This is a genomic window from bacterium SCSIO 12643, from assembly GCA_024398135.1.
Classification (GTDB): Bacteria; Bacteroidota; Bacteroidia; order Flavobacteriales_G; family Salibacteraceae; genus CAJXZP01.
The window spans coordinates 992054-1017993 of sequence record CP073750.1 but is presented as its reverse complement, the minus strand read 5'-3'; the positions used below and the strand labels follow the sequence as shown (position 1 = coordinate 1017993).

The following is a 25940-nucleotide window of genomic DNA, read 5'->3' as shown; positions in this document are numbered from 1 at the left end:
TAAAATGGCTAAAGTAAAAGTTACACAAGTAAGGTCGGTTATCAGACGACCAGGCGATCAAAAGAAAACAATGATTGCATTGGGTTTGAAAGGAATTAACAAAAGTGTTGAACACGAAGGTACTCCTCAAATCATGGGAATGATCAATAAGGTAAAGCACCTTGTTAACGTTGAAGAGATAAAGTAAAAAAGTATTTATCATGGATTTAAGTAATTTATCACCGGCTGAGGGCTCGGTAAAAAATAATTCTAAGCGACTTGGTCGTGGGCAAGGTTCTGGTAAAGGCGGAACTGCGGCTCGTGGACATAAAGGTGCTAAATCACGTTCTGGATATTCTAAGAAAGTTGGTTTTGAAGGTGGCCAAATGCCTTTACAACGTAGAGTACCAAAATTTGGATTCAAGAACGTTAACCGTGTGGAGTACACCCCTATTAACCTGGATGTTATTCAAGCATATGTTGAAGAAAACAATGTAGATACAATAACTATCGATGACTTAGTGGTAAGAGGTTTAGTAGGGACAAACGATTTGGTTAAAGTTTTAGGACGAGGTGAATTAAAAGCTAAGGTAGTTATTGAGGCAAACAAATTTTCAGCTTCTGCTATCGCGGCAATTGAAAAACTTGGCGGAGAAGCCAAAACTGTTTAATTGATGAATAAGTTTTTTCAAACAATCGCAAACATCTTCAAAATTGAAGAACTTAGGAATAGAATTCTATTAACCATTGGTTTTATTGCTATTTATAGATTAGGGTCGTTTGTTGTACTACCTGGTATCGATACTAACGTTCTTGGAAATAATGAAGCAACGGGGTTAGCTGCGTTGCTTAACTTATTTGCTGGCGGGGCCTTTTCTAGGGCTTCAGTATTTGCCTTAGGTATTATGCCTTACATTTCGGCTTCTATTGTTATGCAGTTGCTTGGAATAGCTGTTCCTTCAGTACAGAAATTGCAGAAAGATGGAGAAAGTGGTCGTAACAAAATCAACCAGTGGACACGTTGGCTGACTGTAGCGATTACATTGGGACAAGCTCCTGGTTACCTGGCGACACAAGTGCCAAGTAATGCTATTGTGACTCCTGGATTTTTCTCTTTCACATTACCAGCAATTATTATATTATCTTCTGGAACATTATTCGTAATGTGGTTGGGAGAGAAGATTACAGATAGAGGTATTGGAAACGGAATCTCGTTAATCATTATGATTGGTATTATTGCGAATTTACCAACAGCATTTTTAACTGAATGGGAAGCTCAGATGGGTGACCTTGGAGGTGGACTTGTTGTTGTGTTATTGGAAATGGCAATCTTACTATTCGTGATCTTGATTACTATTCTATTAGTACAAGGTGTGAGAAGAGTTCCTATTCAATTTGCAAAAAAGATTATGGGTGTACAGCAAATGGGTGGTGCACGTCAGTTTATTCCTTTAAAAGTGAATGCAGCTGGTGTAATGCCGATCATTTTCGCTCAGGCTTTGATGATGTTACCAATTACGTTAGCTGGTTTTGCTGCGGGATCGGATGGAGATGCAGGTGATGCATTTACAAGTTTCGCTGCAATGTTCAGTGATATTAGTGGTGTGTACTACAACGTAACATTTGCAATATTGATTATCGTATTTACATATTTCTATACTGCAATTACAGTAAATCCTCAGCAAATGGCTGATGATTTAAAGAAAAATGGTGGTTTTGTTCCTGGTGTTAAACCGGGAAAGGATACCGCAAACTTTTTAGATACAATCTTATCGAAGATTACCTTACCGGGATCTATCTTCTTAGCGTTGATCGCAATCTTGCCTGCCTTTGCTATTAAAGCAGGTGTAGCGCAGAGTTTTGCTTACTTCTTTGGAGGTACATCGCTATTGATTATGGTAGGTGTGATTTTAGATACATTACAACAAATTGAAAGTTATTTGTTGATGCGTCACTATGATGGCTTGACTGAGTCAGGTAAATTAAAAGGACGTTCAACTGGAGCTTTCGGTGGAATAGCATAAATATATAAGATGGCAAAAACACCTTCAATAGAGCAAGACGGTACCATTAAAGAAGCACTTTCAAACGCAATGTTTAGAGTGGAGTTGGAAAATGGGCATGTAATTACCGCTCACATTTCTGGAAAAATGAGAATGCACTACATCAAAATTTTACCAGGAGATAAAGTGAAAGTTGAAATGTCACCTTATGATTTATCAAAAGGAAGAATTACTTATAGATATAAATAAAGACCATGAAGGTTCGAGCATCACTTAAAAAGAGAAGTGCTGATTGTAAAATTGTCAGACGAAAAGGGCGTCTCTATGTTATCAACAAGAAGAACCCTAAGTTTAAACAAAGACAGGGATAAAATTTAACTAGTATGGCTAGGATTGCAGGAAATGATTTACCCGTAAACAAAAAGGGTAGAATTGGATTAACTTACATTTTTGGAATTGGTCACTCGACAGCTAAGCGTTTATTGACTGAATTAGAAATTGATCCTGATAAAAAAATCAAGGATTGGAATGACGATGAGTTAACAAAGATTAGAGCTTATGTTACCGATAACATCAAAGTTGAAGGTACATTGCGTTCTGAGATTCAAATGAACATCAAACGTTTGATGGATATTGGATCTCAAAGAGGAATTCGTCACCGTGCGGGATTACCGTTACGTGGACAGAGAACAAAGAATAACTCGCGAACAAGAAAAGGAAAAAGAAAAACTGTTGCTAACAAAAAGAAAGCAACTAAATAATTGTAGTTTACTATGGCTAAATCGTCTTCAAAAAAGAGAAAAGTTAGAGTTGATGCTATGGGTCAAGTGCATGTTCACTCGTCTTTTAACAATATTATCATCTCTATTACAAATGCAAACGGACAGGTTATATCTTGGTCGTCAGCTGGTAAATTAGGATTTAGAGGCTCAAAGAAAAACACTCCTTACGCTGCTCAAGTAGCTGCTGAAGATTGTTGTAAAGTTGCTTTTGAAGCTGGAATGCGTAAAGCTAAGGCTTATGTAAAAGGTCCAGGAGCAGGTAGAGAGTCAGCAATTCGTACGATCCATAACAATGGTATCGAAGTAACTGAAATTATCGATGTTACTCCAATGCCTCACAACGGATGTCGCCCACCTAAAAAGAGAAGGGTTTAATTAATTTAGAGATAAGAGTAATATGGCTAGATATAGAGGACCAAAATCGAAAATTGCTAGAAAATTTAAAGAGCCAATTTTCGGACCTGATAAAGTATTAGAAAGAAGAAACTTTCCTCCAGGACAACACGGTCCAAACAAAAGGAGAGCAAAGCAATCTGAATATGCAATTCAGTTAGCTGAAAAGCAAAAAGCAAAGTATACTTATGGTATTTTAGAAAAGCAATTTTCTAACTTATTTAAGAAAGCATCTGCTAAGACTGGAATTACAGGTGAGGTATTATTACAACTTTGTGAGTCAAGATTAGATAACACTGTATACAGAATGGGTATTTCTACTACTCGTGACGGTGCTAGACAATTCGTTTCTCACAGACATATCACAGTAAACGGAAACATCGTAAATATTCCTTCTTACCAATTAAGAGCTGGAGATATTGTTTCAGTTAGAGAGAAATCAAAATCTTTAACAGTGATTATTGATGCAGTGAATTCAAACAGTAAAACATATCCTTGGATTGAGTTTGATAAAAACAATCTAGAGGGTAAGTTTATGAGTGTTCCTGAAAGAGCTGATATTCCTGAGAACATTAAGGAACAACTTATTGTTGAGTTATATTCTAAATAATAATTAATCATATTGGGTATTGGCCAAAGGGTTTGAGAGACCTTCTTCAAACTTTCAAACCGCGCAACCAATAAGCAATTAAAAGAAGAAAATAAATGGCAATTTTAGATTTTCAAAAACCGGACAAAGTGATTATGATAAGTTCGGATGACCGTAAAGGTACATTCGAATTTAGACCTTTGGAGCCAGGATACGGTATTACCATTGGTAACGCATTAAGAAGAATTCTTCTTTCTTCACTTGAAGGTTTTGCCATCACATCTGTAAAGTTTGATGGTGTTGATCATGAGTTTACTGCAATTCGTGGTGTAATCGAAGATGTTACTGAGATTATTTTGAACCTGAAACAAGTTCGTTTTAAAAGACAAATCGAAGATCAGGATTCTGAAAAATTAATCGTTAGAGTTACAGGACAAAAGCAATTAACTGCTGGTGATATAGGTAACTTTACTTCTTCATTCCAGGTATTAAATCCGGAGTTAGTGATTTGTAACATGGATGAGTCTGTGAATATGCAAATTGAGATTACTATTGGTAATGGACGTGGATATATTCCTGCTGAAGAGCACTCTGGTCATAATTTAGCTTTAAATGAAATCGCTATAGATTCTATTTTTACTCCAATCAAGAAAGTAAAATACGAAATCGAAAACTATAGGGTAGAGCAAAAAACCGATTACGAAAAGTTAATCATGGAGATTGAAACGGATGGTTCTATCTCTCCAAAAGATGCTTTAAGTGAAGCGGCTAAGATTCTAATTCACCACTTTATGTTATTCAGTGATGAAAAGATTTCTTTAGAGACTGAAGATAAATCTGCTGATGATGAGTTCGATGAAACATCATTACATATGCGTCAGTTATTAAAAACCAAACTAGTAGATATGGATCTTTCGGTAAGAGCATTAAATTGCTTGAAAGCTGCGGAGGTGTATACTTTAGGTGATTTGGTTCAGTATCAAAGAAATGATTTATTGAAGTTCCGTAACTTCGGTAAAAAATCTCTTACTGAATTAGATGAATTGGTAGAGGTGAAAAACCTATCCTTTGGAATGAATGTTCTAAAGTATAAATTGGACAAAGAATAAATTTATAATGGGGACTGAGGTCCTTTATTAAAGAAGATAAAATGAGACATAAGAAATCGTTTAATCACTTAGGGCGTAAAGTTGGACATCGTAAAGCGATGCTTACAAATATGGCTGGTTCTTTAATCGAACACAAGCGTATTACTACTACTGTGGCAAAAGCAAAAGCGTTAAAGATGTTTGTTGAGCCAATCATTACAAAGGCGAAAACTGATTCAATGCACTCTCGTAGAATGGTTTTTAGAAGCTTAGGCAACAAGTATGCTGTTTCTGAATTATTCAACGTTGTTGCTCCTAAAGTAGGAGATCGTCCAGGAGGTTATACACGTATCATTAAAACAGGTTTCCGTTTAGGTGATGCTGCTGAAATGTGTATGATTGAGTTGGTAGACTTCAACGAAATCTATTCTACATCTACGAAGACTAAGAAAACACGTAGAAGAAGAGGTGGAAAGTCTACAGCAAAGGCTGAAGCAGCTCCTGAAGTGAAAGCAGAAGACGTTAAAACTGAAGAGAAGCCAAAAGCTGAATCTAAAGAGGACAAAAAAGAAGATAAAGACCAATAGAAAATTGATGTCTTAATAATAAATTGTAATAAAAAGGATAGTGATTGTTTTCACTATCCTTTTTTATTTTATGCCAATAATTTTTATACGAATTTCAATTATCTAAAGATCAATTTGGGTGTTCGTTTTACTTTTGCAAAAGCAATTTTTAACAGATGAAATTTAGCGAAAAAGAAGACGCAATTTTATTGCTAGAAGATGGAACTGTTTTTCATGGAAAGGCAGCCGGATACAGAGGAACGTCAACAGGGGAAGTGGCGTTTAATACTGGAATGACTGGATATCAGGAAATCTTTACTGATCCTTCATATTACGGACAGATGTTGGTGATGACTACCCCACATATTGGTAACTATGGAGTGAATGATTTGGAAGTTGAATCAGATGAAGTAAAAATCGCTGGTCTGATTTGTAATAAGTTTTCAGATATCTTTTCCAGAGCGGCAGCAACTGATTCTTTGCAATCATATTTTGAAAAGAATAAACTGGTAGTCATCTCTGATGTAGATTCACGTGCATTGGTAAGACATATTCGTCAGGCAGGAGCAATGAACTGTATTGTATCTAATGATGGAACAAGTGTGGAAGATTTAAAGAAACAACTTAAAGAAGTTCCTTCAATGGATGGATTAGAGTTGGCTTCAAAAGTTTCTTGTATTGAGCCATATTACTTTGGTGATGAGAATGCAGAACTAAAAGTGGCGGTGATGGATTTCGGTGTGAAAACCAATATTCTTCGTTGTTTAGCAGAAAGAGGGTGTTATTTGAAGGTTTTCCCATACAATACATCATACGAAACAATGAAGGAATGGAATCCAGATGGGTTCATGTTATCAAATGGTCCTGGTGACCCATCCGCATTACCAAATGTGAAATTGGAGGTAGAAAAGGTAATTGAGAATAACCATCCTACTTTTGGTATTTGTTTGGGACATCAAATGATGTCTTTGGCGAGTGGTTTGAAAACCGTGAAAATGCATAACGGTCACCGAGGAATTAATCACCCTGTAATGAATTTAGCAACCGGTAAAGGAGAAATTACTTCACAGAATCACGGTTTTGTTGTGGATATGGAATTGGCAAATCAAGCTGAGAACATTGAAGTAACGCATAAACATTTAAATGATGATACCCTTGCAGGTATGAAACGTTTAGATAAAAATGCATTTTCAGTACAATATCACCCGGAAGCATCTGCAGGTCCTCACGATTCCAGATACCTGTTCGATGAATTTATAGATAGAATTAAAAAGAATAAATAAAAATAAATCCCTTATTATGAGTATTATTAGTAACATTCATGCACGTCAGGTATTAGACTCACGTGGAAACCCTACCGTTGAAGTAGAAGTAATGACCAACCAGGGAATTGTTGGTCGTGCTATTGTTCCTTCTGGAGCTTCAACCGGAATTCATGAAGCGGTAGAATTGCGCGATAATGATAAAGGTGTTTACATGGGTAAAGGTGTACTAAATGCTGTAAACAATGTTAATACGATATTGAATGAGCAATTAAATGGAAGTTACATTTTTGACCAATTGGCTATCGATTCAGCAATGTTAGCTATCGATGGAACCCCGAATAAAGCCAATATTGGTGCAAATGCAATTTTGGGCGTATCTATGGCTATGGCGAGAGCTGCAGCTGATACAGTTGGTTTACCATTGTATAAATATATTGGAGGTGTAAGTGCAAGGACTTTACCTGTACCAATGATGAATATTTTGAATGGTGGTTCACACGCAGATAATAAGATCGATATTCAGGAATTTATGATTATGCCTGCCGGGGCATCTTCTTTTAGTGAAGGATTACGTTGGGGAACAGAAGTATTCCACCATTTGAAATCTGTACTTCAATCCAAAGGGATGTCGACTAATGTTGGTGATGAGGGAGGTTTTGCACCAAACTTATCTTCAAATGAAGAAGCATTAGAAGTGATTATCCAGGCAATCGAAAAAGCAGGATATCGTCCAGGTGAAGACATTTATTTAGCATTGGATGCTGCATCTTCGGAGTTCTATTTGAAAGATGAAAAAGTGTATCATTTACATAAATCTTCTGGAGAGAAATTAACTTCAGCAGAGATGGTGGATTATTTAGACAACTGGACAAAAAAATATCCTATCGTTTCAATTGAAGATGGATTGGATGAAGATGACTGGACAGGATGGAAAATGTTGACTGATAGAATGGGAGATCGTGTACAATTAGTTGGTGATGATTTATTCGTAACAAATACCAATAGATTGAAACAGGGAATCGATCAGGATATTGCAAACTCGATTTTGATTAAGGTGAATCAAATCGGTACATTGTCTGAAACTATTGCAGCTGTAGATATGGCACATAGAAGTTCATATACTTCTGTTATGAGTCACAGATCTGGGGAAACTGAAGATACTACAATTGCAGATTTAGCTGTAGCATTGAATACAGGACAAATTAAAACAGGTTCTGCATCAAGAACAGATAGAATAGCGAAGTACAACCAATTATTAAGAATTGAGGAAGAGCTTGGAAAACAGGCATATTATATAGGAAAAGATTTGAAATTCCTATGATAAATGTACTTTTTTTGAAGCCTAAATGGTGATACCTTTGGGCGCAGTTTTGAATGAAATAAATATATAAAGAATAGAAATGGCAGATAAGATAGAAATAAAATATGATGGACAGAGTTTTGAGCTTCCTATAATTGAAGGAACTGAAAAGGAAAAAGCCATCGATGTTGCAAAATTGAGAGCAGAAACCGGTTTGGTAACTCTTGATTTTGGGTATAAAAATACAGGTTCAACGGTAAGTAAGATCACTTATTTAGATGGAGAGAATGGTGTTTTAAGGTACCGTGGATATAACATTGATGAATTAGCTGAAAAAGCTAGTTTTCTGGAGATCGCGTTTCTATTGATTTATGGACACCTACCAAAGAAAGATGAATTTGATGCATGGGCTGGAGAAATCAAGCAACATACATTAATTCATGAGGATTTTAGAAAAATATTTGAAGGCTTTCCATCAAATGCACACCCAATGGGAGTTTTGTCTTCAATGGTAACAAGTTTGACCGCTTTTTATCCTGAATCTTTAGATCCAAACAGATCTATGGATGAAGTAAAATTGAGTATCATTCGTTTGATCGCTAAAATGCCAACAATGGCAGCGTGGTCTTACAAGAATGAGAAAGGTCATCCGGTGATGTATCCAAACAACAGATTGGATTATGTAGAGAATTTCTTACATATGATGTTTGCTTTACCAACAGATGATTACGAAGTAAATCCAGTGGTAGCAAAAGCTTTAAATAAATTATTGATCTTACATGCGGATCACGAGCAAAACTGTTCTGCTTCAACAGTAAGATTGGTAGGATCTTCTCATGCAAGTTTATATGTTTCTATTTCTGCTGGTATTAATGCATTATGGGGACCTCTTCATGGTGGAGCGAATCAGGCGGTAATTGAGATGTTGGAAGCGATCAGAAATGATGGCGGTGATACAGAGAAGTTTATTGCGAAAGCGAAAGATAAAGATGATCCATTTAGATTGATGGGATTCGGTCATAGAGTATATAAAAACTTCGATCCGCGTGCTAGAATCCTGAAAGCAGCAGCTGATGATGTATTGGCGGCACTTGGAGTAAATGATCCAATTCTTGATATTGCTAAGAAATTAGAGAAACACGCTTTGGAAGATGAGTATTTCGTGAAGCGTAAACTTTATCCAAACGTGGATTTCTACTCTGGAATTATTTACCGTGCACTTGGAATCCCAACCGAGATGTTTACAGTAATGTTTGCATTAGGTCGCCTTCCAGGATGGATTGCACAATGGTTAGAGAATAGAACGAATAATGAACCTATTGGTCGACCAAGACAAATTTATATGGGAGAGAATTCTCGTGATTATGTTCCTATGGAAGATAGATAGAGCATAAAACTCTTAAAATTAAAAGCCTCAATTGCATATGTAGTTGAGGCTTTTTTTATGGTCGATAAAATCTTTAAATGGATTGATTATGAATAGCTAGAATAGTTTTTTGATAGAATAATAAAAGCTATATTCGGAACTTGATTTTATGCTTTAGTTAAATCTTATGTTATGAAGAAACTGTATTCTCTGTTATTTTTTGTGTGGGTAGGTATTTATGCAAGTGCGCAGGTGACTGTAAATAATACTACCATGACCGTAGAGCAGTTTGTTCAGAATGTATTGATTGGAAATGGAGTAACGATTTCGAATGTTCAATTTAATGGTGGTGCGGCAAACATTGTTAATGCTCAGGTAGGTTCTTTTCAGGATGTGAATATGGACGTAGGCCTGTCCAGCGGGTTAATTTTAGGATCTGGAAGTGTGAGTATGGCCGCACAGTTAAATACTGGAGGAGGAAGTAGTTTAGGCGGTGGTACCGGAGTTGGTTCTGATCCGGATTTAGCGAGTATCACACCAAACACCATTTTTGATGAATGTGTGATCGAATTTGACTTTATTCCATCCGGAGATACGATTTCATTTAATTATGTTTTTGCGTCAGAAGAATATGATGAATATGCGTGTGGAACGGTAAATGACGCATTTGGTTTTTTTCTTACCGGGACCAATCCGGCTGGAGGTAATTATTCAGCACATAATATTGCATTGATACCTGATCCAGCCAATCCAGGCACTTTTACATCTACACCTGTATCTATTAATACGGTAAATATAGGTGTGGCTGGAACAAATGGAGTATTAGCTAATTGTACCAATATTGATCCCAATTTTGCATCTTACAATGTATTCTATACGCAAAATACCACAAACACATATGAGTATGATGGAAAGACAGTTGTACTTAAAGCTGTGGCTGCAGTAAACTGTGGTGAAACGTATCATATTAAATTAGCTATTGGTGACGGAGGAGATGGATCTTATGATTCTGGAGTATTTTTAGAAGGAGGAAGTTTTAGCTCATCTGTAGTGGAAGTAAATGTGGTTACAGCGACAGGTGATTCCAATATTATTGAAGGATGTGACAGTGCGATTTTGAATTTAACACGTCCAGATACTTCAGGTAGCTATACTGTACATTTTGATATTACTGGATCAGCAACGAATGGTGTTGATTATAATTTTCTTGTAGATAGTGTGACATTTAGTCCTGGTCAATCAACAGTTGGACTTGGAATTGTACCAATTTCAGATGGAAATAATGAGGGACAGGAAGTGGTGACCATTACAGTTTATACGATAAATCCTTGTGGGGATACGATTACTTCTGTTGGTCACATTTACATTCTTGATTTACCCAATATGCAAACCTATACTTCGGATACAACCATTAGGTGCCCGGCCACGATACCAATAGGCGCTTCGGCTTCCGGGGCATCATCTCCGTTTGCCTATGTGTGGACCGATAAAGCGGGTAATACGCTAGGCAATACCGATCAGATCAATGTGACAGTTAATGCGACAGATACTTTTTATGTAGCGATTACAGATAGTTGTAATCTGGTCACGATTACAGATTCGGTTATTGTCAATTTGAATATGACACCATTATCGCTGACTGTGTCTCCGGATACCAATATTTGTCCCGGACATAATATTTCCATTCAAGCACAAGGAGCAGGTGGAGTTACTCCATATAGTTATTTATGGGATAATGGTGCGGGAACTTCCGGTATTCAGGTTTCTCCTTCAAATAATACGATTTATTATGTGACATTAACCGATAGTTGTAATGTTTCATCAGTAGTGGATAGTGTTGAGATAACAACTACGTTCCCTCCCTTAACTTTATCAGTTAGTAATGATACGAGTATCTGTCCAGGAGATTCAGTAGTTTTAAATGCTTTTGTCGGTGGTGGTTTACCCCCTTATACGTATTCATGGTCTCCAGGAGGAGGAACAACTTCTTCAATTAAAGTTGGAGCTACAAACACTACAACCTGGGCTGTAACAGTTTCAGATTTTTGTGGCGTGACTAATTTGGAAGATAGTGTAGAAGTCAATACAGATTATGATTCTATCATTATCGCGCCAATTGTTTGGGATGAAGTATGTATGGATGATACGGTTGTGTTTAATGCCACCGTTTCGGGAGGAAAGCCTCCGTATCAGTATGTATGGTCATATGGCGCATTACAGCAAACGGGTAATCCCGTGAAATTTGTGGCACAGTTGGGTGTAATTACACCTTCTAATTTGGTCGTTACAGATGTATGTAATATTTCAAAAACAGAAGTATATACGTTATTGGTAAAACCGTGTACAGTAGAAGCTCCAAATATATTCTCTCCAAATGGCGATGGAATGAATGATTATTTGTTCTTTAATGGGTTGGAAGATTTTCCGAATAATAAACTTCAGGTATATAACCGATGGGGTAAATTGATATATGAAAAAGAGACTTATCGAAACGAATGGGATGGAGAAGGATTCCCAGAAGGGACGTACTATTTTATTCTGGAGCTGAATGATAATAAGAATACAGTAGAAAAAGGAACTGTTACAATAGTTAGATAGAAATGAGAAGTATAATAATCGTTATCGTATTTGTATTTGCATCCATCTTTGGAAATGCACAAGAAAAAGCTACTCCAGTACAAGTAGAGGGAGTATATGTTGTAGCCATGGCAACTTTAAATGATGGTTTCAATTCTGCTGAGAGTATTCGTGTGCCAGATGAGGTATTAGAGCAATCTCAATCGCTAAATGAAAGAATCCAATGGATCATTCAACAATCGGATGTTGTGGGGATGTTAGTGACCAGAGATGGGATTAATTTTCGATTGGTAAGAGAATGGAATAAAACTAACAATGTTGAAGTTGTAACGACAACTTTGTTTTCAAAACCTGTGTTTTTTTATTCTGAACCCTTAAGGAAATATCAAGTAGTTCAGGAACAGAAAATAGCAACTTCATACAGTTCAATGTCTTTTGTAGAAGTTGCTAAAGAATATGTTGATTTACCGAATCTGACCTATGATGCAGTGATCATTAAAGATGGGAAGGTAGTGTATATTCGTTTCTAGTCTTTTAATACCGTAAACTGACTGGAGTAGCTTTCGTTGTCAAATATAACTTTAGCGATATAGTTTCCCTGCTTTAAAACTTTAGTATTGAAGCTTTGGGAGCCACTTTGGTTCGGTGAAATCGAAAGAACTCTGGTACCATTAAGTGAATAAATTTCAATACTATTCGGTTTTAAAGATGAGTTCCAGGCGATTGTGATTTTTTCGTTACTTGGATTAGGATACACTCGAATTTCCGGAACATCTTTTTGAATGGTAGGGGTAAGACCTAGAACCGAATGATCAATATTCGCTAGAGTATATTCCCCCTTTAATAATTTGGTAAGTTCAATTCTTCCAAACATGTTATTGGACCCTCCTAAAGTGTTTTTGGTATAATGTGGATATTCCACCCAATCATCAGCTGCATTTTGTCGGTATAAAACTACTAGACTATCTTCTGTGTTTTTTACAAGTAAGGAATCCAGATAGCCATTAGATTGACGGCCATCATAAAAGAATCCTGCAGAAGCTTCAAAGTTAGAAGACCAGATACCATCAATTTTCCAGTAGCGATAGTTAGATAAAAGATATGGTTGATTTGCCCAATCTTTAATGTGATCTGGAGCTGACCAGTGATGCTCAATTTTTAATAATGCGGAATCGTTAACTGAACTTACATTTACGGTCATCATTGCATTGTTATAGTTGATTTGTCCGGTTGTCTTAATCACATGAATATCATCTGTTGTTGCATAACACAACTTGTTATTAGGGTTCAATGTGACCATTGAAGGATCATAAGATAAGGTCGTGGTCAATGTTGATGAATTAGGCCCTACCATGATTTCTTTAGTAGTATAACCAAATGTGTCGTCATAAAAGCCAATTTCCAATGGAATCTCTGAAAATTGTTGTGGCGCATGATTTAATCTTTGAGAAACATGTATAGTGACATCATAAAGATTATTGTTGGGAACTGATATTACCGAATCAATTTTATAATCGGGGAAACCTCCATTAAACACCCATCCATCAAAGAAACCGTCTACATCTCTTGAAGTAGTGTTTTGTAAATAATCTCTAAGTTGAAGACTAGACATATTTTGGAAAGCTCGTGAGTTAAGAAATCCGGTTACGGCCGGACCGAAATTACTTTCACCTAATAACATTCTTAGATTCTGTGCAACAAGAGCCCCTTTTCTGTAAACATGATCTCCATAGGTAAGCGAGTGAGGTACTCCGGAAATAGCCAGGTAGCCTCCCTCATCAATATGGGCTTTCTTTAAAATGTTATACAGGATAGATTTTACCTCTGGCTTTGCCGTTTCCCAACCATACACTGCTTCCAGGAAATAGTTGGCACTGAAACTAGCCATTCCTTCATTGAGCCACATATCTTCCGGAGTTAGCGTAGTTGCGTAATTTCCCCACCATTGATGTGCCAATTCGTGCGCCATGAGTGTTTCACTGTTTAATGTGCCGTCCACCGTATTATTTGGATAAGTGATGTTACTGGCATGTTCCATGGCACCTGATGAAAAATTTACTACGGTATAGCCAATTTTATTGAACTGGTATGGACCATATAGATTTTCAAAAGCATCCATTGCCGCTTTTAAATTGGCAAATGATGCTTTCAGATTATTGGTGTCAGAAGATTTAGCAAATAAATCTATAGGAATTGTACGTTGAAGTCCTACATAATTGTCATGGACAATCGTATAATAATTTACCGCAAACATGGATAAATAAGTAGGAATGGTTTCATCGAGTTTCCAATACCATTCTACCTTATTATTGGGTAAAGGAGTAGAAGAAACCAGTTCTCCAATGCTCGTTCCATAATGTGTACTTGGAGTCGTTAGATAAATGTTATACGTAGAACGTTCTTTAAAATTGTCAAAACAAGGAAACCAGTATCTGCCAATATTGTGCGGGCGATCTTCAAAGCCAACTCCCAGATTAAAAGCATAATCAGAACCGAAATAAACTCCTCCCCATCCTGAAGGATCTTTACGCGTTGTCCCATGATAATACACTTCAATGTTTAATGTATCGTTGACATTAAATGAACTTCCTAGATTCACATGTAGAAGAGTATCGTTGTATTGATAGGTGAGTAAATTATGATTCAATAGAATAGAATCTATATTGAAGTGAAGTAAATCCAGATTAATAGAATTGACATTTGACAACAGAGGAGTACATTTCACTACGGTATATCCGCTTAAAGATTGATTTGAAAAATCTGTAATGTCCAAATGAATTTCATAATCTAAAACATCGATGGTATCACTTCTTAAATTTTCTTCATTGGGATAAACCCCAATTTGGCTGAAGCCAATTATACTGGTAAGTAGGAATAAAAATAAAGATGTAAATATTTTCATAGTTGGAATTCTAATTTCGTTGTCTACTTGCTTCAAACATAATAATTGCCCCGGCTACAGAGACATTCAAAGAGTTGATGGTGCCTTTCATTGGAATCTGTGCAATGTGATCCGATATTTTCAGAATATCCTGAGAAATACCCACATCTTCACCACCCATGACGATTACGGTAGGCTCTGTTAATGGAACTTCGTAAATGGTTTCAGCCCCTTTTTCTGAACAAGAGATTACTTTTAATCCAGAGTCCTTTAGGAATTTTAAGGTATTGATCAGGTTTGGTGTTTTACTTACCGGAATTTTTAATAATGCACCGACTGAGGTTTTAACTGCATCTCCATTAATTGGAGCCGTTCCTCTTTGTGGGATGATAATTCCGTGTACTCCGGCACATTCTGCAGTACGTGCTAACGCACCAAAGTTTCTTACATCGGTTACACCATCTAATGCCAGAAATAAAGGTATTTCCCCTTCCTCATAAATGGATGGAAGTAAATTTTCAATGTTTTGGAACTCAATTGGAGAAGTGAACGCAATAATTCCCTGATGGTTTTTTCTCGTTATTCTATTGAGTTTTTCTTTAGGGACATCCTGAACATAAATGCCATTCTGACGTGCTAATTTTTTGATCTCAACAAAATCAGATTTCTTCTCGTCTCTGGAGACCATGATTTTGTCAATATCCTTATGTTCTAATAATGCTTCTTCAACCGGGTGTAACCCGAATATGATATTCTCTAATTTTTTAGCCATTCGTTCTTAGTATTCTAATGAAGCCACTTTGCCTTGTCTCCATGTATCAATTGCACGATACCACGGATTTTTATATACCGTAGATCGCTGCAAAGTATAGTCATTATTCGTAAACGGGTTGTTTACTTTGGCAAAATTGAATGTAAGAGATTTGTAATTGCTTTGTTCTCCATATGTCCAGCTCTCACCGGTTAATGATCTATATACCACATTTGGTGGACCAAACACAATATAAATGATCCCTCTATCTGTTTTCCAGCCTTCTTTGAAGGAGGTAAAAAAGTAATTCGCATTTTCTACACGTTTGTAATATCCTTTGATCATCTTTTTGGCCTTTTCAGGATCAGGCGTAGTACTTAGCCAAAACTCATCAATCGCTTTTTTAGGATCCTGATATTTTTTCATTTTAGCATACTCCCTTTTAGACGTAACAAACCTTAATGGATCGAGCAGTTCTTTAACTGAGTTTACTTCAGGAAACTCATTCGAATATTGAAATAAGGTAAGTCCTGAATATTTAGATTCCGTATGGGTAGAAAAATGGTAAATTCCTGGCTCATTCGCTTCAAAGTTGGCTGTGTCATTCTTTAATTCTACTGTTAATGGATCATAATTCTCAAAATCAAAAGGCTGAGGAGAAGAAAGCGAAAACGGTGGGTTTGAAACCGGGAATATGGTGCCATAATATCGACCAATAAATTTATCAGTTGATTTGTGGTTGTATACGATTCGAAGTTGTTCGTCTGCGTAAAAGTAATTTCGGAACAATACCGTATTGGTTTCTTTGAGTAAAACTTTATAGAATTGACGGTTGTTGGGGTCTTTCTTATAAATGGAGATAAATGAAATAGTCTTTTTACTGGTGTTTAAGTCAGTTGTAGTTACTTTTAATATATAATCTTGTCCAAATTGGAGTTTCATTTTGAACATTCCCTGTAATTGAAAGAGCCCTCTGGTTGCAATGGTATCAATTTTCACAAAAGAGGAACTATCAATGATTTCATTAGACGAATAGTCATTATATAATTGCCAGGCTATTCTCACCTGAGCCATTTGGTTTTCTCCAGCTAAATCTTTTGAGTATTTCAGACCACGATTTTCAAACATATAATAGATTTCAGATTCAGAATCTGAGGCATGAAATACTTTAAATCGGGGTTGAGGTACATCTGCATTACTTGAATACATGTCTTTAAAGTCCGTTTCACTAAGAGATACACCACGCTTACAACTTTGACTAAAAGTAATGATGATAAGCCCGATGATGAAAAACTTTAATTTATTCATTTGATGGTGATTGTAAAATTGAGTTTTCTGCCTTTTCTATAAGCTCGGAAGATAAAGCCTTTTTCGCTTTAGCACCAAGATTTTTTAAGTTATTCGTACGTTTGATAATATTACCTTTTCCACTTGAAAGCTTGTTAAAAGCATTGTCATATGATTTTTGACTTTGTTGGATATTGTATGCGATTTTTTCAAAATCATCCATAAAAGCAACGAATTTATCATGTAGTGCTCCACCTTCTTTAGCAATTTCCATTACATGTTGTGTCTGTTTTTCATGTTTCCATATGGAAGCAATAGTTCTCAGTGTAGCTAAAAGCGTGGTAGGGCTAACAATAATGATATTTCTTTCCCATGCGTAATTGAATAATTCCGTATCTTTTTTTAAGGTAATGCTAAATGAGGATTCAATGGGTAGAAATAAAAGTGTAAACTCAGGTGAATTCAATGATTCTAATTCGTAATACCCTTTACTACTGAGTTCCTTAATGTGTGACTTAAGCGAGATGAGATGATTACGCAAAGCGGTTTTCTGATGATCTTGGTTTTCCGAATTAATCATTTCATTATAGGCTTTTAATGAAACCTTGGCATCAACGATGATGTGTTTGTTATCAGGTAAGTATATTATCGCGTCAGGGACAAACTTGGTTCCATTTTGTTGCAAACTTTTCTGAGTAACGAACTCTGCGTCTTTTTCTAAACCTGATTTTTCCAGTACATTTTGAAGAATGATTTCTCCCCAATTACCTTGTAATTTATTGTCACCAGTTAGTGCTTTGGTCAAATTCACGGCATCGTCACTCAACTTGGTGTTTAGTTCGATCAGCTTTGAAATTTCAGTTTTGAGCGCAGTTTTGTCTTTGACTTCATTCAGGTATTTGTCATTTAACCCTTTCTCGAAATGTTCTAGTTTTTGTTTAAATGGTTCTAATACATTTTTGATGTTGGTTGAACTGCTTTCATTAAAACTAGAAGCATTTTGCTCGATGATTTTATGACTGATATTTTCAAATTCTTTTTTAAGTCGGGCTTCAATATTTACAAGTTCTTGTTGTTCTTTTTGTAAGTTTAAATTAGTCGCAAATAGTTTTGCATTTTCCTGTAGCAATTCATTTTGGCTGGTTTGTTTTTTACCCAGTTCAAATTCTAATTTTTTAATGCTTTCTTGAAGTGGTAAAATCTGCCCCTCCAGCTTGGCTTGATCAATTTGTGATTGATTCAAAGAATGGGTGAGTTGATCCCGCTCCGAGGTTAGAGAACGAATTCTTTTTTGATCATCACGCCATTTAAGTAAAAAAATGATGGCAATAATGAATGAAGTACCAAAGCCTATAATAAGATTGAGATCGTTCATATGATGAATATGAATTGCGAAGTTACAGTTTAAAATCTGATCTAATCACAGTGAGTACGGTATTTACCAAAGAATTTGGCTAAAATAAATTGGTAAATCCGAAATGGATTTTTCCTGTTCTAAAATTAAAGGAATTCCCTTGTTCACTCCCCAGTGCATAGTTTAACGAAAACAAACCTGAATTAGTGTTAAAAGAGATCCCCGCCCCAATCCCATGAGGTGTATCCGTTTTAAAATCATTAAAAGTGTTTTTTTCATACCATCCAAAATCATAGAAAACACTGATTCTGGAGTTTTCAGAAAATAAAAGACGGTATTCCAGAGTAAGAATATTATATGAAGAAACCATTAATGATTGTTCATCAAAACCTCTAAGAGTATTTAACCCACCAATTCTATATAATTGATTATCGATGAGGTTTTCGGATTGCTTCATCCCGGAATGAACCTGAAACATAACAGTGGAATGTCGACCGATAGGTTGAAAGTAGTTCAGTTTGATTTTACCCTCAAGAATTCTGGACTCTAAATCAATTGAATCATAGTTGACCATTTCTAAGGCAGTATTTTTCAATATAACATTATTCCCAACACCTCCATTCATTTGAACGGTCCACCCTCGATAGGGATTGAATTGGTTTTCAACAAAAAATCCCTGGTAGCCCAAACCATACGTGGTATTTTTTGCATCATTATATGGTGGGATTTCTGTAGAGTTTTCATAATCTGAAGTAGAAATAAGTGAGGTCGAGAAATTATTCAAATACCCATGGAATTGACTGCCATTAGAGAGTTTAAATGGAATGTCAAATTGATGTTCTACATTGTTGAATGTGGTGTCTCGTCTGTAAATGTCCAGTTTATATCCAAAGCCAAAAGGTGTTTTAAACAAAAACGGAACATTTAATGAAGCATTGATCTCTTGGGTTTGGTCTTGTAATCTTTGCCATCTTAGATTTAATCGTTCGCCCTGACCAACAATATTTCCAAGACTAATTTTGATATCTCCGGTAAGAACCAATCCCTGGTTATCGGGTTGAGGTTGAAATCCAATGATTCCATCAAATAGATTCGCTTTCTTGGGTTTAAGAACTAAAACAACTGTACATGAGGTTTCCGTAAAAATAACCTCATAAGGTTTTAATTCTTCGATAAACGGATTTTCACGAATTCGTTGACTGATGTTTTTGATTACTCGTTCGTCATATGGTGTTTTGGCCTTTACCCGAATAACATTTTCAATATAGTTTTTACTCAACCGCGTATCCTCTCCCAAAATTTGTATAGAATCGATAAGGTAGAATCGGTTTTTATTTAATGATACTGATGCCCGAATATTGTTTTGATCAATTTGGATATCTGTAAGTTGAATTTCAGCAAAAGGATAACCACGATTTTCAAGATAACTCAAGGCATCATTAAAAAAAGAGCTGACTTGTTTAGGGTTAAAAGGTTTATTTAAGTATTGTTTATCTCTAAAACCTGTTCGACTCAGAATTTCTTCGTCCACCTGATCTGTATTTAACGTAACCCATTCGTATTTTTCACCAATATGAATATGCGCTGTTTTATGTAAAGAGTCTCCTGAAATACTGTCAATAGAAGCAGATAGATACCCTTTGGATTGAATGTCATTGAGGTAGGATTTTAGCGTTGTGTGAATTTCATATTCGGTTTTAAATGTACCCGAAGGGAGTTTTTGAGGTAAATCTTTTTGGTCAGAGATTTTAATCTTTAATTCAATTTGATCCTGAGCTTTCACTACGAAAGCAAAAAGCAATAAAAATATGAAAGTGAACTTTTTCAAATCAAGAATGCACAAACATTAGAAATTCAATAATTCCTTTATTGTTGAAAGGTGAAATGTTATTTGATATTCTTACCATTTCCAACGAATAATATGATGATTGTTTATGGATTAAATCTGTCATTTTTAATGTTATCAACAATTTGTGCTATAAAATGCAATATAACGATATAATTTCGTTCTTATAACGGTGTTATTTTTGAAATCTGATATTATTCAGGTAGATTTGCAGTAGCTAAACAAAAAAAGATTACAATGAAAAAATTAGCATATATTTTCATAGCAGTATTCGCATTTGGATTATTGGGACTATCATCTTGTTCTCAAAGTCATAAGTGTGCGGCTTATGGAAACACTTATCAGTCTTCAGGATATAATAAACGATAGAGTACATGAATTGGCGTAAGCTAACTTCAGTTTCTGAGTTTGATAATATTTTAATGCAGAGTCAGTCAGATGGTTCTGCATTTGTTTTGTTTAAGCACTCAACCAGATGTATGATTAGTACTATGGCCTTGAGAGCTTTCGAAGCAGAGTATGATAGTGAACTACCTACGTATTTTGTTGATTTAATAAGATACAGAGACGTTTCTAACCATATTGCAAAAACTACAGGAGTAATTCATCAGTCACCGCAAGTAATGACCATTCATAAGGGTGATGTAGTTTATCATGATTCACATTCCGATATCTGTGGAGTAACTGCGGGAAAGATAGGATAAGTTAAATTTTACATAACCCTTAAATAACTAAATTGATTGACAACTGTAAATAAGTTATTTTTGTCTATTCATTGTGAAGAGAGTATTATCAATCATATTGTTTTTGACCGCCTTACAGAATGGATATTCTCAGGTAGGTAAATCTCCGGAAGATGTAAAGTTATATTACAGATCCAGTGTGGCATATGGTTTTACCCTTCATACACAAGGTATTGGTGCAAGCTTTAAATATCAGCAACATCTGTCTTATAAAGTAAAGCGATTTTACACCTTCAATTTCCAGAATTTAAAACACCCAAAACAAGAAAAAGTAGTGAATGCATTTGATGATAATGCTAAAGGATTCTTCTATGGGAAAATAAATGCATTAATGAATGCACGTTTTGGAATTGGAGAACAGCGTGCGATTGCATTAAAAGAAGTAAAAAAAGGAGTTCAGGTTGCTTGGGTATATAGTGGCGGATTTAATTTAGGTTTACAGAAGCCGGTGTATTTGGAAGTGTACAATACGGATGGGAATAATCAAATTATTTCGGAGCGGTATGATCCTGAAAAACATACCATGGGAACAATATATGGTCGTGCAAGTGTATTCAGAGGAGTGGATGAAATTGAATTTGTTCCAGGATTATTTGGAAAATTCGGACTTAATTTTGAGTACTCACCATATGACCAAAGGTTAAAAGCTTTAGAAGTAGGGGTAGCTGTCGATTGGTTTTACAAAGAGATTCCAATGATGTACAATACCTATAATAATCAATATTGGATTACATTTTACTTGATGTTAGAGTTGGGTAAGAAAATAGAGTAGAATATGGAGCCGGGAACAATCAAGCCTGTAAATTGGAAAAAATTAAATCCAGAAGGAAAAACTTCTCAAAAAAAACCAGATTGGTTAAGAGTAAAGTTACCGATTGGAGAAGAATATAAAAAAGTAAGAGGGATTGTAGGAGAGCATAAATTGCATACAATCTGTGAAAGTGGGAACTGTCCGAACATGGGGGAATGTTGGGGAGAAGGAACAGCCACTTTTATGATCTTAGGGAATATCTGTACGAGATCGTGTGGATTTTGTAACGTAGCAACTGGAAAACCTTTACCAGCAGATAAGAAAGAGCCTATGCGAATCGCAAGTTCGGTTCTTTTAATGAGTGTAAAGCACTGCGTGATTACCTCTGTAGATCGTGATGATTTAAAAGATGGAGGCTCTATAATTTGGGCGGAAACAGTTCAAAAAGTTAGAGAACTAAGTCCATCAACAACAATGGAAACCTTGATTCCAGATTTTGCAGGTAAATGGGAAAATCTTCAAAGAATTATTGATGTGGCTCCGGAAATTGTATCTCATAACCTGGAAACGGTTCGAAGATTGACAAAAGAAGTTCGAATTCAGGCAAAATATGATAGAAGTTTAGAAGTTTTAGATCGCCTTAAAAAAGGTGGAATGAAAACCAAGTCTGGAATCATGCTAGGCCTTGGTGAGACTGAGGATGAGATCATTGAGTCGATGACAGATTTAAGAGGTGTAGGAGTGGATATTTTAACCCTTGGACAATATTTACAACCTACCAAAGCCCACCTTCCGGTCGAAAAATTCGTTAGTCCTAGTGAATTCGAAAATTATAAGAAGATCGGATTGGAGATGGGATTCCGTTTTGTAGAAAGTGGCCCTTTAGTTCGTTCGTCTTACCATGCAGAGAAACATTTATTCTAAGAATTCCAGAATTTATTAGGGTATTTTCGCTTAATAGTGATTGTTCGAACTAAGCTAGCAAGTGATTAAATAGCATTAAGAAATAAAAGTTTACTGCATTTTTCGGATAGTATTAATCAGAAAATGAAGTAAACTTTTATTTTATGAAAAAAGAAGCACTTTATCTAACCATATTTTTAGGGTTTGGAGCCCTTATGACCTATATACTGAGTACAACTACAGATAAGAAAGGTCAATATATTTCCAGAGAATCAAGTAAAGCAACAAGTGCAGAAGCTAATTCTGCATATTTTGAAATTATGCGTAAAAATGCGCAGACTGGAAAGGTCGAAGTAAACGACTATTTAACTGCGGTAAATCAAGTTAATGCAAATAAAAACTCCAGAGCGACCCAATTAACCTGGGAGTTTATGGGGCCGGATAATATTGGAGGTCGTGTAAGGGCTATTGTTGTAGATAACGCCAATGGAAACAGGGTTTATGCTGGTGGAGCAGGAGGAGGAATGTATATTTCGATTGATGGAGCAGGTAGCTGGACCTATAAGAGCGATGATTGGGAAAACATTCATGTATCTACAATTGCGCAAGATGCTGAAGGTAGATTATATGTAGGAACGGGGATGTATGCGGATGCAGGTGCTCCAACCGGAAATGGTAATGCGTTTCCAGGTGGAGGTATTTATGTGAGTGATGATAGAGGGGAAACCTGGTCACATTTAAGTTCTACAAAACCGGCACCTCATACTACAAGTGATGAATGGGCATACATTAATAGAATAGCCGTTTCTAAAACTAAAAATGCTCAAGGGAATTATACGGTATATGCAGGAACCCGGAATGGATTAAAGGTTTCATTAGATAAGGGACAAACCTGGACGGAGCCAATGACATTACCAAATTGTGTAAATCCACTCCCTGGAAATGTTCAGGATGTTGTAACGACTGATAATGGACGTGTTTTGGTTTCTTACAACGGATCATTATATATTTCTGATGATGGGGAAACGGTTTGTTCATATAATCAGGTTGGTGCAGCAAATGGAATTGGCGGAAGTACGCGAATGAGTTTAGCCGTATGTTCAAGCGATGAAAATCAGGTGTATGCTTTTCAAGGTTTTCAAGATCCAAATGGGAACCCTTCAACATTTCAAGTGCTAAAATCTTCTGATGGTGGTAGAAATTGGGGACCATTGCATCCGGCACCTCCAACGGCAGTAATTGATAGTACGTTTGATTTAATGGGAGTCAATCCTGCGGCTTATAATCAGGCTATAACTGTAGATCCAACAGATTGTGATAAAATTTATGTTGGAGCAGTACAACTATATCAAGTTGATGGAGCCTGGAATAGTGTAGCAACAACATTTAATATTCCTGGAATTTATGTGCATGCAGATGTACATTGGTTTGTATTTGATCCTAATAACTCCAACACTCTATATGTAGGGACTGATGGAGGTATCGCAAAAACAACTAATGCTGGTTCAGGAAGTATAAATTGGACAGAAAATAATCGTCATTTCGGAACATCTCAATACTATGGTATCGCGACTTCAACAGGAGGACAAGTGATGGGAGGAACGCAGGATAACGGATCACATTTATTGGATCCGACATTAGTAGGACCTGCTGCTAAAGATGGAATATCAGTGTATGGAAATGATGGTTTTGATTGTGCTATTTCTAATATTGGTGATGTTGGTTTTGCAACCAGTCAATACGGATTGGTGGCGAGAGGGTCGTATCAAAATCCGAGTCAGGGTGGGATCATTCATCCAATGGGAACTGGAGCTTCTTCGCCTTTTTATACCGTGCTTCAGGAATGGGAATCTAAAAATGATGTAACAAGTAAAGATTCTGTTGTATTTACAAATGACACATCCAGATTTTCAATTGGGACCGGTGATGGAAATAAAAAATTATATTCTGGAACATTAAGAAAATTACAGACATCAGCTAAAATCGTACCGGGTCAGGTAAGGTTTGAGGATATTGCCGGTGGACAAGTTGCAACGGATAGCGATGTTCAGGGAGTACTTAAAAGCTTTGGAGATAGTGTGGGAACAATCGATTATAACACCGGAGCGTATAGCATTCGTTGGTCTTTCGCTCCACCTGTAGGTTCTTCTGTGAATAGTGTCTTTAATGTAAGTTTTGACTCCGGAGATACCATTATGTTGATTAGTCAGAATCAGGGAGTGACATTTCCGTATGTCCTAACTTCCGGATTAACAACTACAGATTCTGTAAAAGTTCAGGATCCTGTTCAATCATTATTGGTAGTTTCTATGAACGGTGGATTTAATATTACCAGAGAAGCATTGTATTTTCCTTTGCAAATGCCTACCTGGGTAAATATCAGTTCAACGACACCTTCATGTTTCGAATTTTCTAAAGATGGAAATCACTTATATATCGGTGGATACAATGGGAGAGTTACGAGGATTTCTGGATTAAATGATTTTTATATGGACGTAAATCCGAATGATGTACTAACAAAAACAGATATTTTTAATGGAACTTCTGCGGTTTCTGGTATTTGTATTCACCCGACTGATCCGGAGAAATTGTTGGTAACGACCGGAGGTTATGGTGTAGCGAATCACGTATATGAATTGACTGCAGCAGAATCTTCGACAGGGTTTTCTCCAGATAGAAATTTACAAGGTGATTTACCGGATTTCCCGGTGTATGATCCAGAGTATAATGTAAATAAGCCGGAACAAGTTGTTTTAGGAACAGAATTAGGAGTATGGTATTCTGAAGATGTATCTGGAGTAAGTCCAACATGGACCCAACAAAGTAATGGAGTTGGTAATGTGCCTGTAATGGATGTGAAACAGCAAAGATTGTCATATGATGAAGCATTAAACTACGGACGTTTTTACATCGGAACTTTTGGTAGGGGAATTTGGACAAGTGGAGATTTGGTAAGCGTTGGAGATAATGATGACTGGGTTGATTTTGGTGATGATAAAGAAATTAGTAATGTGAAATTGTATCCGAACCCGGTGAGTTTGGTGTCTAAATTGACTTTTGATATGCCGGTAAATGGTTCCGTAAACGTAATGATTTACGATATCTCAGGAAAAGTAGTTAGAAATGAGAAGAAAAACTTTGCTAAAGGAAATGTGAGCTATGAGATCAATTCAATTGATATGCCTGCTGGAACATACTTTGTTTCTTTAAGAATGGGAAGCTTTGAGCAGCATGCAAAGTTTATTGTCGTGAAATAGAAGTGTGATTTAACTAAATGTCGTAAGTAATATATTTTTTGCTTGTGACATTTAGTTTATTTGATCACTTAAATATAATAATATAGAATCTATCATAGTCAGCTATGATAGATTTTTATGGTTTAAAAATGTTTGTAGATAACTATCTGGGTTATCGGATTTATTTTTTTGGTGATAGAATAAAAAAAGTTAAATTGCCGCTTGGAATTTTTAAATTGAAAGAGTTGTAAAATACTCGTTATCGGAGATGTTAATTCCT

General features: G+C 36.1%; 24 protein-coding genes. 19 read left to right on the top strand and 5 right to left on the bottom strand.

The window, feature by feature from the left end; all coding sequences use genetic code 11:
- Window positions 1–4: 4 nt before the first annotated feature.
- The 15 genes from rpmD (at window position 5) to KFE94_04345 (ending at window position 12438) form a co-directional block, all read left to right on the top strand.
- On the top strand, window positions 5–187 hold the full coding sequence (gene rpmD, locus KFE94_04415; GenBank protein UTW67364.1) for a 50S ribosomal protein L30: 183 nt from the start codon (window positions 5–7) through the stop codon (window positions 185–187).
- 13 nt (window positions 188–200) lie between these two features.
- A complete protein-coding gene (gene rplO / locus KFE94_04410) occupies window positions 201–650 on the top strand; it encodes a 50S ribosomal protein L15 (GenBank protein UTW67363.1) in 450 nt (149 codons plus the stop codon).
- A 3-nt stretch (window positions 651–653) separates the two neighbouring features.
- Entirely contained in the window at window positions 654–2003 is a 1350-nt protein-coding gene (secY, locus tag KFE94_04405; GenBank protein UTW67362.1) for a preprotein translocase subunit SecY, read from the top strand.
- Window positions 2004–2012: 9 nt separating this feature from the next.
- Complete coding sequence (gene infA, locus KFE94_04400) at window positions 2013–2231, top strand: translation initiation factor IF-1 (protein ID UTW67361.1); 219 nt, start codon at window positions 2013–2015, stop codon at window positions 2229–2231.
- 5 nt (window positions 2232–2236) lie between these two features.
- Complete coding sequence (gene ykgO, locus KFE94_04395) at window positions 2237–2353, top strand: type B 50S ribosomal protein L36 (protein ID UTW67360.1); 117 nt, start codon at window positions 2237–2239, stop codon at window positions 2351–2353.
- 12 nt (window positions 2354–2365) lie between these two features.
- On the top strand, window positions 2366–2743 hold the full coding sequence (gene rpsM, locus KFE94_04390; protein ID UTW67359.1) for a 30S ribosomal protein S13: 378 nt from the start codon (window positions 2366–2368) through the stop codon (window positions 2741–2743).
- A gap of 12 nt (window positions 2744–2755) precedes the next feature.
- The gene (gene rpsK / locus KFE94_04385) at window positions 2756–3139 is read left to right on the top strand and encodes a 30S ribosomal protein S11 (protein ID UTW67358.1); all 384 of its coding nucleotides are present in this window, start codon (window positions 2756–2758) and stop codon (window positions 3137–3139) included.
- Window positions 3140–3161: 22 nt separating this feature from the next.
- Window positions 3162–3767, top strand: coding sequence for a 30S ribosomal protein S4 (gene rpsD / locus KFE94_04380; GenBank protein ID UTW67357.1), 606 nt, complete (start codon window positions 3162–3164; stop codon window positions 3765–3767).
- A gap of 95 nt (window positions 3768–3862) precedes the next feature.
- Window positions 3863–4855 carry a DNA-directed RNA polymerase subunit alpha gene (locus tag KFE94_04375; GenBank protein UTW67356.1) on the top strand — a complete coding sequence of 331 codons (993 nt, stop codon included), beginning with the start codon at window positions 3863–3865 and terminating at the stop codon, window positions 4853–4855.
- Window positions 4856–4896: 41 nt separating this feature from the next.
- Window positions 4897–5421 (top strand): 50S ribosomal protein L17, encoded by a 525-nt coding sequence (rplQ, locus tag KFE94_04370; protein ID UTW67355.1) that lies wholly within the window; start codon window positions 4897–4899, stop codon window positions 5419–5421.
- A 155-nt stretch (window positions 5422–5576) separates the two neighbouring features.
- Window positions 5577–6683 (top strand): glutamine-hydrolyzing carbamoyl-phosphate synthase small subunit, encoded by a 1107-nt coding sequence (gene carA / locus KFE94_04365; GenBank protein ID UTW67354.1) that lies wholly within the window; start codon window positions 5577–5579, stop codon window positions 6681–6683.
- 16 nt (window positions 6684–6699) lie between these two features.
- Window positions 6700–7986: a phosphopyruvate hydratase gene (eno, locus tag KFE94_04360; protein ID UTW67353.1), complete on the top strand. Its 1287-nt coding sequence runs from the start codon at window positions 6700–6702 to the stop codon at window positions 7984–7986.
- A gap of 79 nt (window positions 7987–8065) precedes the next feature.
- Window positions 8066–9352 carry a citrate synthase gene (locus KFE94_04355; protein UTW67352.1) on the top strand — a complete coding sequence of 429 codons (1287 nt, stop codon included), beginning with the start codon at window positions 8066–8068 and terminating at the stop codon, window positions 9350–9352.
- A gap of 171 nt (window positions 9353–9523) precedes the next feature.
- Window positions 9524–11929: a choice-of-anchor L domain-containing protein gene (locus KFE94_04350; protein UTW67351.1), complete on the top strand. Its 2406-nt coding sequence runs from the start codon at window positions 9524–9526 to the stop codon at window positions 11927–11929.
- Window positions 11930–11931: 2 nt separating this feature from the next.
- Complete coding sequence (locus KFE94_04345) at window positions 11932–12438, top strand: hypothetical protein (protein ID UTW67350.1); 507 nt, start codon at window positions 11932–11934, stop codon at window positions 12436–12438.
- Here KFE94_04345 and KFE94_04340 read toward each other — a convergent pair.
- The 5 genes from KFE94_04340 to KFE94_04320 all read right to left on the bottom strand — a co-directional run bounded on the left by KFE94_04340 (window position 12435) and on the right by KFE94_04320 (window position 20009).
- The gene (locus tag KFE94_04340; GenBank protein UTW67349.1) at window positions 12435–14810 is read right to left on the bottom strand and encodes a T9SS type A sorting domain-containing protein; all 2376 of its coding nucleotides are present in this window, start codon (window positions 14808–14810) and stop codon (window positions 12435–12437) included. The genes KFE94_04345 and KFE94_04340 overlap by 4 nt on opposite strands.
- A gap of 10 nt (window positions 14811–14820) precedes the next feature.
- The gene (gene rlmB / locus KFE94_04335) at window positions 14821–15561 is read right to left on the bottom strand and encodes a 23S rRNA (guanosine(2251)-2'-O)-methyltransferase RlmB (protein UTW67348.1); all 741 of its coding nucleotides are present in this window, start codon (window positions 15559–15561) and stop codon (window positions 14821–14823) included.
- A 6-nt stretch (window positions 15562–15567) separates the two neighbouring features.
- Window positions 15568–16848: a GWxTD domain-containing protein gene (locus tag KFE94_04330; GenBank protein ID UTW67347.1), complete on the bottom strand. Its 1281-nt coding sequence runs from the start codon at window positions 16846–16848 to the stop codon at window positions 15568–15570.
- On the bottom strand, window positions 16841–18202 hold the full coding sequence (gene rmuC, locus KFE94_04325) for a DNA recombination protein RmuC (protein ID UTW67346.1): 1362 nt from the start codon (window positions 18200–18202) through the stop codon (window positions 16841–16843). Before rmuC ends, KFE94_04330 begins: the two co-directional genes overlap by 8 nt.
- Before the next feature lie 79 nt (window positions 18203–18281).
- A complete protein-coding gene (locus tag KFE94_04320; GenBank protein ID UTW67345.1) occupies window positions 18282–20009 on the bottom strand; it encodes a hypothetical protein in 1728 nt (575 codons plus the stop codon).
- 392 nt (window positions 20010–20401) lie between these two features.
- Between KFE94_04320 and ytxJ the strand changes: the two genes are divergently transcribed.
- From ytxJ to KFE94_04300, 4 genes are all read left to right on the top strand, one after another.
- Complete coding sequence (ytxJ, locus tag KFE94_04315) at window positions 20402–20731, top strand: bacillithiol system redox-active protein YtxJ (protein UTW67344.1); 330 nt, start codon at window positions 20402–20404, stop codon at window positions 20729–20731.
- A 103-nt stretch (window positions 20732–20834) separates the two neighbouring features.
- Window positions 20835–21542, top strand: coding sequence for a hypothetical protein (locus KFE94_04310; GenBank protein UTW67343.1), 708 nt, complete (start codon window positions 20835–20837; stop codon window positions 21540–21542).
- A 3-nt stretch (window positions 21543–21545) separates the two neighbouring features.
- Window positions 21546–22445, top strand: coding sequence for a lipoyl synthase (gene lipA / locus KFE94_04305; GenBank protein UTW67342.1), 900 nt, complete (start codon window positions 21546–21548; stop codon window positions 22443–22445).
- A gap of 143 nt (window positions 22446–22588) precedes the next feature.
- Window positions 22589–25681 carry a T9SS type A sorting domain-containing protein gene (locus KFE94_04300; protein UTW67341.1) on the top strand — a complete coding sequence of 1031 codons (3093 nt, stop codon included), beginning with the start codon at window positions 22589–22591 and terminating at the stop codon, window positions 25679–25681.
- The last annotated feature ends 259 nt before the right edge of the window (window positions 25682–25940 follow it).